At 67.2% G+C, this 15172-nt stretch carries 11 protein-coding genes and 2 tRNA genes; 4 read left to right on the top strand and 9 right to left on the bottom strand.

The window, feature by feature from the left end:
* Positions 1-222 precede the first annotated feature (222 nt).
* Entirely contained in the window at positions 223-1119 is an 897-nt protein-coding gene (locus AC1U89_RS03380; RefSeq protein WP_479898274.1) for an MBL fold metallo-hydrolase, read from the bottom strand.
* Positions 1120-1197: 78 nt separating this feature from the next.
* Here AC1U89_RS03380 and AC1U89_RS03385 point away from each other — a divergent pair, with 78 nt between their 5' ends.
* Positions 1198-1350 (top strand): hypothetical protein, encoded by a 153-nt coding sequence (locus tag AC1U89_RS03385; RefSeq protein ID WP_477099599.1) that lies wholly within the window; start codon positions 1198-1200, stop codon positions 1348-1350.
* Between the two features lie 3 nt (positions 1351-1353).
* Here AC1U89_RS03385 and AC1U89_RS03390 read toward each other — a convergent pair whose 3' ends face one another.
* The gene (locus tag AC1U89_RS03390) at positions 1354-1764 is read right to left on the bottom strand and encodes a TIGR01244 family sulfur transferase (protein ID WP_479898275.1); all 411 of its coding nucleotides are present in this window, start codon (positions 1762-1764) and stop codon (positions 1354-1356) included.
* Between the two features lie 618 nt (positions 1765-2382).
* Between AC1U89_RS03390 and AC1U89_RS03395 the strand changes: the two genes are divergently transcribed.
* Positions 2383-5589, top strand: coding sequence for a TonB-dependent receptor (locus tag AC1U89_RS03395; protein ID WP_479898276.1), 3207 nt, complete (start codon positions 2383-2385; stop codon positions 5587-5589).
* 483 nt (positions 5590-6072) lie between these two features.
* Here AC1U89_RS03395 and sppA read toward each other — a convergent pair whose 3' ends face one another.
* Positions 6073-7860, bottom strand: a complete 1788-nt coding sequence (gene sppA / locus AC1U89_RS03400; RefSeq protein ID WP_479898277.1) for a signal peptide peptidase SppA — start codon at positions 7858-7860, stop codon at positions 6073-6075.
* Positions 7861-8050: 190 nt separating this feature from the next.
* Positions 8051-8127, bottom strand: a tRNA-Pro gene (locus AC1U89_RS03405).
* A gap of 170 nt (positions 8128-8297) precedes the next feature.
* Between AC1U89_RS03405 and AC1U89_RS03410 the strand changes: the two genes are divergently transcribed.
* Positions 8298-8371, top strand: a tRNA-Gln gene (locus tag AC1U89_RS03410).
* A 600-nt stretch (positions 8372-8971) separates the two neighbouring features.
* Positions 8972-9400, top strand: coding sequence for a Ros/MucR family transcriptional regulator (locus AC1U89_RS03415; protein WP_012285398.1), 429 nt, complete (start codon positions 8972-8974; stop codon positions 9398-9400).
* Positions 9401-9476: 76 nt separating this feature from the next.
* Here AC1U89_RS03415 and AC1U89_RS03420 read toward each other — a convergent pair whose 3' ends face one another.
* The 5 genes from AC1U89_RS03420 to AC1U89_RS03440 all read right to left on the bottom strand — a co-directional run bounded on the left by AC1U89_RS03420 (position 9477) and on the right by AC1U89_RS03440 (position 15091).
* Positions 9477-10241 carry a hypothetical protein gene (locus AC1U89_RS03420; protein WP_479898278.1) on the bottom strand — a complete coding sequence of 255 codons (765 nt, stop codon included), beginning with the start codon at positions 10239-10241 and terminating at the stop codon, positions 9477-9479.
* A 59-nt stretch (positions 10242-10300) separates the two neighbouring features.
* Positions 10301-11632, bottom strand: a complete 1332-nt coding sequence (locus AC1U89_RS03425) for a hypothetical protein (protein WP_479898280.1) — start codon at positions 11630-11632, stop codon at positions 10301-10303.
* Positions 11633-11692: 60 nt separating this feature from the next.
* On the bottom strand, positions 11693-12037 hold the full coding sequence (locus AC1U89_RS03430; RefSeq protein ID WP_479898281.1) for a hypothetical protein: 345 nt from the start codon (positions 12035-12037) through the stop codon (positions 11693-11695).
* 298 nt (positions 12038-12335) lie between these two features.
* A complete protein-coding gene (locus tag AC1U89_RS03435; protein WP_479898282.1) occupies positions 12336-12887 on the bottom strand; it encodes an N-acetyltransferase family protein in 552 nt (183 codons plus the stop codon).
* Entirely contained in the window at positions 12884-15091 is a 2208-nt protein-coding gene (locus AC1U89_RS03440; protein ID WP_479898284.1) for a S9 family peptidase, read from the bottom strand. The genes AC1U89_RS03435 and AC1U89_RS03440 overlap by 4 nt, the downstream gene beginning before the upstream one ends.
* Positions 15092-15172: the final 81 nt, after the last annotated feature.

Raw genomic sequence — 15172 nt, forward strand, 5'->3', positions numbered from 1 at the left:
GTCGTCGAACGCCATTCAATATCACCCTATCCCTTTTCATTCGTCATTCCGGGCCCTGTGCCCGGAACCCCTGGTTCAGCTTCCACGTGAAGCGCAAGCGGTTCGCCAGCGAACCGCCTCAACTGCACCTGCGGCGGATAGAGGGGTTCCGGGCACAAGGCCCGGAATGACGAATAGATGAGAGGATTGAGGAGGTCGGCCCGAGTGCGCTGAAACTCCGCTTCAGGCGGCCAGCCGGTACACGCTGTCCAACCCCGGCTCTCCCTCGCACGTCACCCGCCCTTCCTTCACCAGCAGCAGCATGTGCGCCAGCACCGACATGGCCGCCGCCGGGTGCAGGCGGGGATCGACGGCGGCGTAGAGGGTGGGGACCATGGCCTTGATCGTGGTCGGGCCCTCGGCCAGCGCCGCCAGCACCTGGGCCTCGCGGGCCCGGCGATGGTCGGCATAGGCCTGGATGAACGGCGCGACCTGGCGCACCGGCGCGCCGTGGGTGGGCCACAGCGTGTCGAACCCCATCGCCGCCACCTTCTCCAGGCTGGCGAAATAGTCGCCCATGTCGCCGTCGGGCGGGGTGATCACCGTGGTCGACCAGCCCATGACGTGGTCGCCGGAGAACAGGGCGTTCTCTTCGTTCAGGGCGAAGCAGACGTGGTTGGACGTGTGGCCCGGCGTGGTCACGGCGCGCAGGGTCCAGCCCGAGCCCGAGAAGACGTCGCCGTCGGCGATCTCGACATCGGGGCGGAAGCCCTCGTCCTCGCCGGCCTCCAGGGCTAGGTCCGGCGCCAGCTCGGCCAGATGCGGCGCGCGGCGGCCGTAAATGGTCGCCCCGGTCGCCTTCTGCAACGGGCGGGCGAGGGGGGAGTGGTCGCTGTGGTGGTGGGTGACCAGGATGTGGCTGACCGTCTCGCCCTGCAGCGCCGCCAGCAGGGCCTGGAGGTGGCCGTCGAGGTCGGGCCCCGGGTCGATCACCGCCACCGTCCCGCGCCCGACGATGTACGTGCCCGTGCCGACATAGGTGAAGGGGCCCGGATTGTCGGCGATCACCCGGCGGATCAGCGGCGAGACCTGGTCGCACCGCCCGTACTCGAACTCGATCTCGCGGACGAAGGGGATCATGTGGATATCGGCCTTTCGAGAGGCGGATCGGCGCCGGTCTTGCGGTGGGCGGCCCGTAGACCTCCAGGAGTACGGATCATGGCCGCCGACGCAGCGATTTTTGTTTCAAAACGGCTCCAGCGCGCGGCCTTCGCCATCCTGTGTCTCATCGTGGCCCAGTTCGTGGTGGCCAGCTGCACGCCCGAACCGGCGGCGATGGCCGCCCGGGTCGCCCTCAGCCACCACTACTAGGCGCTAGACGCCCAGCACGCCCGACAGGTCGTAGCCGGCGTCGGCGCCCAGGCGCACCAGCTCGGCGCGGTCGGCCGCGCCCGAGGCCGCCTGGCCCAGCGACCAGGTGACGATCGAGCGCGTGCCCGAGCGGCAGAAGGCCAGGACCGGCCCTTCCGCGCCCTCGACCGCGCGCCGCACGGCCTCGACCTGGTCGAAGGTCGGCCCGCCCCGCACCGGGATATGCACGTAGTCCAGGCCCGCGGCCCGGGCCGCCGCCTCGACCTGCGCGCTGGACGGCTGGCCGGGCTCCTCGTCGTCGGGACGATTGTTGATCACCAGCACGAAGCCGTCGCCGGCCGCGCGGCCCAGGTCGTCGAGCGCGATCTGGGGGCTGACCGAAAGCGAGTCGGTAACACGTCGGAACACGGTCATGGGCATGTCGCTCGTGGGGCAAATGGAAAGGACGGCGCCGGGGCGGCGTGTCCTCATCATCCCGACACTCGGGCGCCCGTGCAACGGTCGCCGGTGGGCAAATGTGACGGAAATTTGAGCGATACATAGGAAGAATTTCGCGCCGATCGTCAGGGTTCGGCATTTGGTACCGCTAAAGGCGACGTTTCGTGGGGTGATTTCTCGATTGTCAACCCGAGGTCGGCGGTTTTTGACCCTGCGAGGCCCGGCCGTGGGCATGGGGCGCCCCCTGGCGGAGTTCGGGTGGAATTTGCCTGTGAGACCAACGGGATACGGGGGCCGAGACCCATGTTATCCGGAGGTTTGTGGAAAATCTGAGCGGCGTTCGTCAGAAATGAGGCGATCGTGTTGCGATAATGCGACAGCCCCAGGCGATGTGATTACAGACTGGTAATGGGAATTGACCGGCGCGCGGCGCGCCTCCTAACGTCACCCCAACCGGGGAAATGTTTTCCGGGACACCTAAGTTCTCGTGGTGGAGTTGGGGCAAAAATCCGGACAGGCCGAACGTAACGTCCCCGAAAAGGGCGCGTGCGGGCGGTCGGGATGCTTCGCCATGTCAGAGGGGATATTATGAAGATGAATTCCACCAAGGGCGGCGCCCGCGCGCGTCTCTTGACGTCGACGCTGCTGGCCGGTCTGGCCACCGTCGCCGCGCCGTTGGCCGTCACGGCGGTCGCCACGGCGATCCCGACCCTGGCCAGCGCCCAGGACTACAGCTCGGGCTCGCTGCTCGGCACCGTCAAGGACTCGGCCGGCGTCACCGTTCCGGACGCGACCGTCACCGTTAAGTCGCTGGATCAAGGCTTCAGCCGCACCGTCACCACCGACGGCAACGGCCAATTCCGCGTTCCCCTGATCCCGATCGGCGGCTACTCGGTCTCGATCGCCAAGGAAGGCTACCAGCCGACCAGCGACGGCAACGTCCGCGTCGCCCTGGGTGGTTCGACCGCCTACTCGTTCACGCTGACGGAAGTCGGCGGCTCGGTCAGCGAAGTGGTCGTCACCGCCACCGCCAACCCGCAGCTGGACTTCGCCGCGACGACCAAGGGTCTGACCGTCGACATGGAGACCCTGACCAAGCAAGCGCCGATCGGCCGCTCGCTGACGGCGGTCGTCCAGCTGGCTCCGGGCGTCGTCGTCGGCTCGGCCGCGCGCGTGGGCACCGCCCCGAGCGCCGCGAACTTCGGCGGCCAACCCTCGGTCGGCGGCGGCTCGGTCGCTGAAAACACCTTCTACATCAACGGCCTGAACATCACCAACTTCGACACGTACATCGGCGCCGCCGAAGTGCCGTTCGACTTCTACAAGTCGATCGAAGTGAAGACCGGCGGCTATCCCGCCGAATTCGGCCGCGCCACGGGCGGCGTCATCAACGCCGTCACCAAGTCGGGCTCCAACGACTTCAAGTTCGCCGTCCACGGCAACTTCGAACTCGACAGCATGCGCGAAGACTCGCCGGACTCCTACCTGATCGCCAACCACCGCGGCGGCCAGTCGAGCAAGAGCGGCACCTTCGAGGTCAGCGGCCCGATCATCAAGGACCACCTGTTCTTCTACGTGCTGAACCAACAGCGCGAGAACTCGCAGTCGACGGCCTTCAAGACCCTCGGCCAGTACACGGTCGACAAGTCGAACGACCCGTTCTGGGGCGCCAAGATCGACGGCTACATCACCGACCGCCAGCGCGTCGAACTGACCTATTTCGACACCCAGAAGACGATCGACCGCACCGCCTATCTCTATAACGGCACGACCGACGTCATCGGCGCCCAGCTGCCGTCGACGGTCTACCGTCAGGGCGGCGTGAACTACGTCGCGCGCTACACCGGCACGTTCACCGACTGGTTCACCCTGTCGGCCGCCTACGGCCGCAACCGCGACTCCAACAGCGTGCTGCCGACCAACACGGTCGATCCGTTCGTGCAGGAAGACTACTCGACCGGTTCGCTGACCGCGATCAGCAACCAGAAGCAAGGCGCCATCGAAACCCGCAAGACTCTGCGCGAGTTCTACCGCGTCGACGGCGACTTCTACTTCAACCTGATGGGTGATCACCACATCCGTACGGGTTACGACCACGAAAAGACCACGCTGAACCACGCCAACATCGACACGGGCCCCGGCGCCACGGGTATCGCCTACATCTACCACCAAGGTAGCTCGGGCGACTCCCTGGCCGTTCCGACCGGCGTGAACTACGTCGAAATCTCGACGAACCGCTTCGGCGGCGCCCCGGTGCACGGCGTGAACGCGGCCTGGTACATCCAGGACGCCTGGGACATCACCCCGAACCTGAACCTGCAGCTGGGCATCCGCAACGACAAGTTCACCCTGGACAACCTCCTGGGCGAAACGGTGCTGAACCTGAAGAACAACTGGGGCCCGCGCGTCGGCGTGACCTGGGATCCGGTCGGCGAAGGCAAGGACAAGGTCTCGGCCTCGTTCGGCCGCTACTACATCCCGCCGGCGTCGAACCTCAGCTATCGCGGCGCCGACCTGGGCTACAGCACGTTCTTCTACGCGCCGGGCTACGTGGTCGGTTCGGGCAACACCGCCCCGAACTTCACCCTCAACGGCAACAAGACGCCTGCCGCTCTGGGCACCCAGATCACGACGACGACCAACCCGGGCGTCGATGCGGGCTTCCTGGTCCGCTGCCCGAACTCGGTCGTGGCCGGCACTCCGAACGTCGCTGGCTGTAACGTTCCCTTCGGTCTCGGTGTCGCCGAGCCGGCCTATTCCAAGGCCCAGCAAGGCATCAAGGCTTCGCAGGAAGACGAATACACCATCGGCTACGAGCGTCAGTTCAACGACCTGTGGAAGGGCGGGGTCAACCTGACCTACCGCAAGCTGAACCGCATCTCGGAAGACACCACGCTCGACCCGTTCGTCATCAAGTGGTGCGCCGCGCACACCACCGGTGCGACCCTGGCCGCCTGTAACACGATCTGGGGCGCCAACTCCTGGCAGTACATCGTCTTCAATCCGGGCACGGACCTGACGATCAATCTGCGTCAGCCCGACGCCGCCGTCTTCGACGCCGCGACGATCGCCGCCGCCGCCGCCCTGCCGAAGCAACTGACCTTCACCAAGGACGAGCTGGGCTTCCCGAAGCCCAAGCGCGAATACATCGCCCTGGAGTTCACCTTCGAGCGCGCCTTCGACGGCAAGTGGGGCCTGAAGGGCTCGTACACCCTGTCGGAAAGCAAGGGTAACTACGAAGGCACCGTCCTCTCGGACAACGCCCAGGCGGACGCCGGTTCGACCGTGCTGTACGACTTCGTCGGTCTGACCGACAACCAGTACGGCCTGCTGCCGAACCACCACGCCCATCAGTTCAAGGCCTTCGGCAGCTACGCCGTGACCGACAACCTGATGTTCGGCGCCAACGTTCGCGTGATCTCGCCGAAGCACCAAGGCTGCCTTGGCGTGCACCCGACCGATGGTCCGTCGCAGAACTACGCCGCCGCTTCGCGCTGGTGTAAGAACTTCGCGGTCGCCGGCAGCCCGAGCCTCCCGGTTCCGCGTGGTTCGGCCATGGAAACCGACTGGGAAACCAACCTCGACCTGTCGCTCCGCTACACCGTGCCGGAGAAGATCATGGCCCTGGGCGGCAACCTGGTGCTGCGCGCCGACGTGTTCAACGTCTTCAACGCCGACGCGATCACCTCGCGCGAAGAGCGGGGCGAGAGCAACGCCGGCGGCAAGCGGGCCCAGTACGGCTTCCCGATCGCCTACCAGACCCCGCGCTACGTGCGTCTGGGCTTCGATCTGGACTTCTAGGGCTCGACCACAATCGAACCCTGAATGGCGGCGGGCTCCTCGGAGCCCGCCGTTTTTCTTTGGGGCGCCGCCCTCAAGAACCTCCATCCCTCCCGCTTGTGGGGAGGGTGTCGGCGAAGCCGACGGGTGGGGGATCGGTGCAAGGCGTCGGGTCAGCTGACTTGAAGAGCCGGCGGGCCCCACCCGACCCTAGCTCCGCCAGGGCCAGCCTCCCCACGAGGGGGAGGGGGACGGCTTCACGCTCGGCGGATAGCGGGCAAACCTCAGCGAATTCCAACTCATGGCTTTGGCGAGGGATCACATCCCCTTGCCCCCGCCTGACCGCGCCGGCGGCGGCGGCGCATCTTCCCCCTCTGGGGGAAGACGACCGCGAAGCGGTCCGTAGGGGGCAAGTGTTCGCCGCCCTGAGCTCCAGGGCGAGACCCAAGAAAAAGGGCCGCCCGGTCGCCCGGACGGCCCTTCAATCCCCTCAAACGGAGAGGGTCAGTGAACCGGCGTGTCCGCCAGCACCGAGGCCCCGCTCGGCGTCGAGCGCAGGCGGGCCTTGGCCATCTCGTCCAGGATCGACTGCGAGCGCGGGTCGCCCAGCAGCCAGGCCGAGGCGGCCAGGGTGCGCATCGAGGTCTCGCTGACCCCCAGCACCTTCTCCAGGGCCTCGAACGGCGAGTTGGAGCCGCCGATCTTCTTGAGCTTCACCTCGCCCTTGATCCCGGCCAGGCTCTTGGCCTTGTCGACGGCCTCGTAGAAGCCGCCCAGCTCGTCGACCAGGCCCAGCTGCTTGGCCTGGACGCCGGTCCAGACGCGGCCCTTGGCGATCTCGCGCACCCGTTCCTCGGGCAGCTTGCGGCCCTCGGCGACGCGGTGGACGAAGCCGGCGTAGATGCGGTCCATCCAGGCGGAGAACCGGGCCCGCTGGTCGGGGGTGAATTCCTGGCCCGTGCCGAACGCGCCCGAATAGTCGCCGCCGACATGCACCTGCTTCACGTCGACGCCGAACCGCGACAGCGCCTCGCCCAGGGCGAACTTGCCGCCGAACACGCCGATCGAGCCGGTCAGGGTGGTGGGCTCGGCGACGATCGCCGAGGCGCCGGAGCTGATCCAGTAGCCGCCCGAGGCCGCATAGGTGCCCATGCTGACCACCACCGGCTTGTTGGCCTTCTTGGCGGCCTTCACCGCGGCCAGGATCTGCTCCGAGGCGGTGTCGGAGCCGCCCGGCGAGGAGACGCGGAAGACGATCGCCTTGACGTCCTTGTCCTCGATGGCGTCGTACAGGGCCTTGGCCACTTGGTCGGAATAGATCGTCGAGTCGCCGCCGAACGGCGAGCCGCCCTCGCCGCTGCCGGTCATGATCGCGCCCTCGGCCTGGACGACCGCGATGGTCGGGCCGGTCTTGATCGGCGGGCGCTTGGAGCGCGCGACGTAGTCGTCGAAGTCCATCAGCTTGGCGCCTTTGCCGGCGCGGGCCAGCATGGCGTCCTGGGCCTCTTTCACCTGGCCGACGCGGTCGATCAGGCCCTTGGCCTTGGCTTCCTCGGCGCTGTAGGGACCGGCCTCGATGGCCTTGATCAGGGCGGCCGGGGCGATCTTGCGGTCCTGGGCGGCCGTGGTCAGGGCCGTCGTATAGACCGAACCCATCCACGACAGCGTCGATTCCCGGTGGGCCGGCGTGTAGTCGCTATAGAGGTACGGGTTGACCGCGTTCTTGTACTCGTAGCGCTGCTCGTAGTCGGCCTTGACGCCGTACTTGTCGAAGAAGCGCTTGAAGAACATCTCCTCGCTGGACGCGCCCACCGCCTGCAGCGAGCTGTCGGGCTGCATCCAGAACTCGCTGGCCGCCGAGCCTAGCATGTAGGTCGAGGTCACCAGGCCCGAGGGATAGAGCCCCTGGCTGTGGGCGAAGATCGGCTTCTTGCCCACCGCGCGGAAGTGCTTGAAGGCCAGGCGCAGCTCGTCGGCCGAGGCCGGGGCCATGCCGCCCTCGGGCAGGCGCACCAGCACGGCCTCGACCTTGTCGTCGGTCTCGGCCCGGCGCAGCGTCTCGACGATCGACATCACCGACTGGCCGCCGCCGCCGCTGAAGGCCGCGAACGGGTTCTGCGAATCCTGGTCCGGCAGGCCGCCGCGCAGGTCCAGCTGCAGCACGGTGTGGGCGGGGACGGGGGCGGGACGGGCGGCGCTGGCCGCCATCACGATCAGGAGGAAGGGGACGCCGACCAGGAACAACACCAAGCCGACGAAAACGCCGGCCACGGTCATGAGAAACTGCTTCATCGGACGTCCTGCTGCCTATTGTCGCGCTAGCTAGTAGCGCCCCTGGCGTCGCGGTCAAATGAACAGCGCGCAACCTGGGTTCCCGGCGGCGGGAGGGAAGAGGCCGAACGCCCGCGGCGGACAGGCTGAAGGCGCCCCGAAGGGGGCGGCGCCGCCGTACCGTATGTCTTGGAAAATCTCGGGAAAGGAATGGTCGGAGTGGCAGGATTTGAACCTGCGACCCCTGCGTCCCGAACGCAGTGCTCTACCAGACTGAGCCACACTCCGACTTGGAGGGCGGCTTATAGACATGCGTCGGCGGTCTCGCAAGCGACAAAAATCGCTCCACAAAAAGAAAAACGGCGGGAAAAAAGAAGTTCAAAGCAGCGTTGCATCCGTCCGACTCCTGCGCTATCTCCACCGCCTCGCCGGGCCCAGACGGGTCCCGCCGTTCCTGCTGGGGAATGGTGTAATGGTAACACTGCGGTTTTTGGTACCGTCATTCTAGGTTCGAGTCCTAGTTCCCCAGCCACGCTTCTCCCGCGGAATCAGCCTCCGCCGCGACGCTTCCCAAAAACGATTCCAGGACGGCCCCACCGTCGCCTGACCCGGAATCGCAGTTTTCCACAGAAATTAGCCTGGCCGTCTCACGCCGCGAATCCGACTCGGCGGACGGTCGGCTGTCGGGGCCGTTCGCGACCCCCGGCTTGAAGTTATTCTGGCGCGCGGAGGCGGACCTTGGCCGTCGAAATCCAAGACGGCGTCTGTGATCACATATCGTGGGCCAAGTCGGCTGCTCGCCGACAAGTCTTTGTCTTTACAAGGCCAAGGCGCAGCTTCGAGAAGGCGCGTCATGGAAAGAATGCTGATCTTGGTCTGATCTGGGCGGGTCGCGAATCGTTGCGACACTGAAACTTTGGTTCGAGCAACATGGGTCTCGAAGGGCTGGTCAGGGACCGGCTAACCAGGCCTCCAGCGCTTCTCATGGTTTAGAGGCGAGGCGATTTTCTCGTTGCTGTTCTCAAGATTCGCTTTGCTTAAGGGCTTTGCAAGGACGATTACCCGGATTGAGTACTTGTATTTCGACGAGGCGGGTGTATTTCCAAGTCAAATACCCACCGGAGAGACCCTCGTGGAAGACAAGGCTACCCTGATCGAGCTCACCGCCGAGATCGTCGCCAACTATGTGGCCAATAACAGCACGTCGGTTTCCGATCTGCCGGCCCTGATCCGGGCGACTCACGACGCTCTGGCCGGTATTGGCTCTCCGGAAGCGGCCCCCGTCGAAACCGTTACGAAGGCTACCCCGGCTCAGATCCGTCGCAGCATTACGCCGGACGCCCTGATCAGCTTCGAGGACGGCAAGCCCTACAAGACGCTGAAGCGCCACCTGACCACGCACGGCATGACCGTCGCCGAATACAAGGCCAAGTGGGGTCTGCCGAACGACTATCCCACCACCGCCCCGGCCTACAGCGAAGCCCGCTCGGCCATGGCCAAGGCCCTGGGCCTGGGCCAAGGCGGCCGCAAGGCCAAGGCTCCGCGCGGTCGCAAGGGCTGATCCGACCCTCCAGAGGCTCGGAAACGAACAAACCCCCGCCGGCGACGGCGGGGGTTTTTCTTTGGCTGACGCCGGATCAGCGGGCGACCGACCCCCAGGCCGCCAGCACCGCGCCGCCGCCGCCCACCACCGAGACCTTCTCGACCCGGGCCGTGACGAAGCATTGGCGCGCCTTCACCACAAGGTTGACGGTGTCGTCGATATGGGTGTCGGGCGCGGCCAGCTGTCCCCAATAGTCGCCGCAGAACACTTCCGGGGTCTGGCCCAGGGCGGTCAGCCGCCCCTCCAGCACCAGGGTCATGCCGCGGACCAGCCGGTGGTAGGTCTGCTGATCCATCCGCACCTTGTGGACCATGAAAGGCTGGAAGCGGGGCGGCAGGGCCGAGGCTCCGTCGGCATAGGGAATGGCGAGGCCATAGTTCGTGACGTAGCTTTGCTCGGCGACCTCTTCGACCGTCCTGAGCCGGTCGAAGGTCCGGACCGTCGTCTGGCTGCGCACCTCGTCGCCGTCGAAGAACGCCGTCTGCAGCGTGGGCAGGTTCGGCAGGCCCTGGGCCGCGAAGCCGCTGTAGTTCTGGGGGCTGATCTGGCCCAGGCCGATCATCACCGTCAGCTCGCCGCGCGAATAGTCGTAGCGCCAGCGGGCCGGGCTCTGCAGGACCTTCATGGTCCGCTTGCGCTCGTCGACGAAGGGGACGGCGATCTGGAACCGGCGACCGTCCAGCGAGTCGGCGGCCGGAGCCTTGCGGGCGACTTCCATCGCGCCGCGCAGCTTCGCTCCGTCCAGGACATCGCCGGACCCGGCCGCCAGCAGGCCGATCGCCAAGAGACCGCCGATCATCGTCCAGTCCTCCGATGTCTCGCGACAGGAAAACCTTGCGTTGAGCGGCGGTCAAGGCGTCAGCCGATCTTCAGCCGCACGAAGGCCATGCCGCCCGTCGGGTCGTCATAGCCGAGGGCCGACGGCGCATCGAAGGCGCTGGCCAGGCCGCCGAAGCCCAGCTTGACGCTGTCCGACAGCGGCACGTCGTAGATCGCGCCGACCGACAGCTTGCGCACCGTGGCCACCCCGCCGTGGTGGCCGGCCAGTTCGTCCTGCTCCACCTGTTCGGCGCGGGTGAAGACGGTCCAGTGCTCATCCGGCGAGATCGCGCCCTCGAACAACCAGGCCTGCAGGGCGTCGCCGGGGATGCGGTCCTTGCGGGCCCAGGCCAGGGTGGCGCTGACCGAACCGTCTCCACGAGCGCCGAACGGGCGGGAATAGAGCGCGCTGAGCGAGGTGCGGGCCTCGTCGTCGTCCGGCTCCAGGGCCTCGGGGCTGTTGATCCGCGTCCAACTGGCCTGCAGGGCCCAGTTCTGGGTCGGGTTCCATGAGACGCGGGTCGCGACGCTGTCGAGACGGCCGGTCTCGATGTCGTAGCGGTTCTGATCCGGCTCGCGGCCCCGGAAGGCGCTGGCCTCGACCTTCCATCGATCGCGCGACACGCCCGCCGTCACCACGCCGAAGGTGATGTGGGTCGAGTCGAACCAGTGGTGGGTGATCGGGGCCTCGGGGCTGTCCAGGGCTGCCTGGCGGTGCATGAAGGCGGGCGGGCCGAAGGCGGGCTCGCCGGGCAGGCCGGCATAGAGATAGCCGTCGAAGCCGCCGCCCAGGGGCCGGCCGTAGCTGGCCGACAGCTCCATGAAGAGGTCGTGCGGGTGCTGGCGGTCGACCAGGGGATGCTTGCCGTCGGCCGTCTCGCCGGTGGCCAGCAGCAGGGGATAGCCGCTCTTGCCCATGAACGGGTCGGGGCTGAGCATGGCCTTGAAGCCCAGCACGCCGTCGCCGACGTCGCGCTGGGCCATGCCCATCACCATGCCGGCCAGGAAAGCCTTGTCGCCGCCGCGCGGTCCGCCCTGGCTGTCATAGACGCCATTGAACAGGGCGTGGCCCATCAGCATCCAGCCGTTGGAATAGGTCATGAGGCCGGCGTGCGGCGAGGCGTCGGGCTGCCAACTGGTGCCGGAGGCGTCACGGGCCATGCCGTAGCGGCCCAGGGGGCTGTGCATGGGATGGGCGGGCATCAGCTCTTCCAAGGGCTCGAAGGCGGTGTCGCTGTTCGAGGCGGGCGTCGTCGGCATGTCATGGCCGGCGTGGTCATGCTCTTGGGCCAGCGTGGGCGAGGCGAGGCCAAGGCTCGCGGCGAGGGCGGCGCAGGCCAGCAGGCGCGCGCGGAAAGTCTGGGTGGTCATCGGGACCGACCTTTCTGAAGCAAGGGGAGGATGATCCGCGCGGCGGCCGCGCGGAAGGCTTCAGGCGAGGGGTCTTGGAGGCCCGTGGTCGGGCGCGGGGCTCAGGCCGTCGAAGGCCTGGCGGAGCGGCGTGAAGGCGACGCGGACGACGGCGCCGGGCGCGAGCACCGGCGCGGCGTCGCGGACCGAGGCGGGCAGGCAGCCGGCGCAACAGCTCAGCGGCATGGCGTCGGGCCGCGGCTTGTGGGCCGGAGCCTTGTCGTGGGCCATGCCGGCCATGTCCGCCATCTCATGGCAGGGCGGCGGCGCGGTCGGCTCCGCGTGGCACGGCAGGGCGCGCAGCGGCCCGCCGACGACGAAGACCGCCGCGACGAGGATCAGCAGGAGGGTGCGAAGGCCGCGCATGGCGTCAGGGTAGGGAGTTCGGGGTGGGGCGTCCAGGCCCGGCCCACCAAACCCCTCTCTCTTTGAGAGAGGGAGGGGCCCGCCGCCAAAGGCGGTGGGAGGGTGAGTGGTTACAATTTCCCAGAACCAAGTGCTGACGAGGACGGTGTGTTTTGACCGCCGCATCGACGGTGAACGCCTGCCCCTCATTTGAGATGCTCAACAGCCCTGGATTTGCCGGCTGACGGTGAAACCACTCACCCTCCCACCGCTTCGCGGCGGGCCCCTCCCTCTCTCAAAGAGAGAGGGGTTCGCTAGTCTAAACCCCGCTCAGCGCCATGCCCGGCGCGTCGGGCTCGCGCGAGCCGCCGCCGTTCAGGGGGCGCTGCATCCAGACCAGGTCCACCCAGCGGCCGAACTTGTAGCCCATGTCGGGGAAGACGCCCTTCTGCTCGAAGCCCAGGGCGGCGTGCAGGCCGATCGAGGCGGCGTTGCCGCTGTCGCCGATCACCGCGCACATCTGGCGCAGGCCCAGGGCCTCGCAGGCCGCGATCAGGGCCGTCAGCAGGGCCTTGCCCACGCCCTTGCCCACGGCGTCGGGGCCGACATAGACGCTGTCCTCGACCGTGTAGCGGTAGGCGGCCCTCAGGCGGAACGGGCCTGCATAGGCGTAACCCAGCACCACGCCGTCCTGTTCGGCGACCAGATAGGGCAGGCCCTTGGCCAGGAACGCCGCGCGGCGGCGGCCCATCTCGGCCTGGTCCGGCGGGACCTCCTCGAAGGTGCCCAGGCCGTTCAGCACGTTCCAGCCGTAGATGGCGGTGATGGCCGCCAGGTCGGCGTCCGTCGAGGGACGAATGTTCACGCTCACGCCTTGGTCCAACCCTTCTCGACCGCCCAGACGGCGAACGCATAGTCCAGGGCGATCTCCTTGAGGAAGTCGAACCGTCCGGAAGCCCCGCCGTGGCCGGCCTCCATGTTGATCTTGAGCAGGATCGGGGCGCCGCTGGTCGTATGTTCGCGCAACTTGGCCGTCCACTTCTCGGGCTCCCAGTAGGTGACCCGCGGATCCGACAGGCCGCCGGTGGCCAGCACGGCCGGATAGGCCTTGGCGGTCACATTGTCATAGGGCGAGTAGCTGGCGATGTAGTCGTAGGCCTCCTGGTCCTCCAGCGGATTGCCCCATTCGGGCCATTCCGGCGGGGTCAGGGGCAGGCTGGTGTCGCTCATGGTGTTGAGCACATCGACGAACGGCACCGCCCCGATGATCCCGCTCCACAGGTCGGGCCGCAGGTTGGTGATCGCCCCCATCAGCATGCCGCCGGCCGAGCCGCCATAGGCCACCGTGCGGCCCTTGGCTCCGTAGCCGGCGCCGTGCAGATGCTCGGCGCAGGCGATGAAGTCGGTGAAGGTGTTCTTCTTCTTGAACTTGCGGCCGTCCAGGAACCAGCCGTAGCCCTTTTCCGAGCCGCCGCGGATGTGGGCCGTGGCCCAGATCCAGCCGCGGTCCACCAGGCTGAGGTTGCGGATCGAGAACGACGGATCCATCGACATGCCGTAGCTGCCGTAGCCGTAAAGCAGCAGGGGCGCGGCGCCGTCCAGCTTGACGTCCTTCTTCATCAGCACGGTGATCGGCACCTCGGCGCCGTCCGGGGCCTTGGCGTAGAGCCGCCTGGTCACGTACTGGGCCGGGTCGTGGCCGGACGGGATCTCCTGGGTCTTGCGCAGGGTCTTGGCGCCCGTCGCCATGTCGTAGTCGAACCACTGCCGGGGCGTGGTCGGCGACTGGTAGACATAGCGCATCACCGGCGTGTCGAACTCGTAGCCGCCCTCCAGGCTGAGGACATAGGCCTCCTCGTCGATGACGATCGGCTTCTCGGCCTTGGTCGCGCGGTCGGTGATGACGATGCGGGTGTTGGCGTTGACCCGCTCCACGCGGACCAGGTGGTCCTTGTAGGCGGCCAGGCCCGTGATGAAGTGGCCGGGCTTGTGGGGGACGAAGTCCTTCCAGTGGGCGCGGCCGGGCGTGGCGAGCGGTGCCTCGACCAGCTTGAAGTCGATGGCCTCGTCGGCGTTGGTCAGGATGACGAAGCGGCCGTCCCAGTGCTCGACCGAATAGCGCAGGCCCACGGTGCGGGGTTCGAACACCTTGGGTTCGGCGGTCGGGTCGGCGGCCGGGATCAGCAGGGTCTCGGACGTCTCGTGGTCGCCGGCGCTGATGGTGATGAAGGCGTCCGAGCTGGTCGTGCCCACGCTGACGAAGAAGCCGTCGTCGGGCTCGTCATAGACCAGCACGTCGTCCTTCAGCCCGCCGCGGGCGGGGCGGCGGTAGATCTTGTCGGAGCGGCCATTGTCGTCGCGGTGGGTCCAGAACAGCCACTTCGAGTCGGGCGACCAGGCGAAGTCGCCGGTGCTGCTCTCGACGGGCTCCTTCAGGACCTCGCCCGTGGCCAGGTCCTTCACATAGATGTGGTGCACCTCCGAGCCCTGGGCGTCCTCGGCATAGGCGAACAGCTTGTGGTCGGGGCTGTGGTCGGCGGCGCTGACCTGGCTGTAGGCCTTGCCCTTGGCCAGGGCGTCGCAGTCCAGCAGGATCTCCTCGCCCTCGGTCTTCTCGCCCCCTTGGCCCTTCGGCCGACGGGCGAAGATCGGGTGCTGGCCGCCGATGTTGAAGCGGGAATAGTACTCCCAGGGACCGTCGGGGGCGGGGACGCTGGCGTCGTCCTCCTTGATGCGGCCCTTCATCTCCTCGAACATCGTCGCCTGCAGCGCCTCGGTCGAGGCCAGCATGGCCTTCACATAGGCGTTCTCGGCGGTCAGGTGGTCCTTGACCTCGGCCTTGATCAGGGTCGGGTCGCGCAGGACCTTCTGCCAGTTGTCGTCCTTCATCCAGGCGTAGTCGTCGACCCGGACGCGGCCAAGCTGCTCCGTGCGCTTGGGAATCTTCTGGGCGACAGGTGGGACGGGCTGGGGCGACTCAGGCATCATGCTCTCGGATAGGGCGTTCTCGGGGCGGATTGCCGACACCGACGTAATGACCGCCGCCGCGCTCGTCATCATTTTGCGCCGGTTCATGGTCAGATTTTCCCCCGAGATGCGTCAGAACGCCAACTTGTGCGCCTAGAGGGCGCTGGTCAAACTGACCCGCGTGTAGAG

This window comes from Caulobacter sp. 05T431 (genome assembly GCF_056665975.1).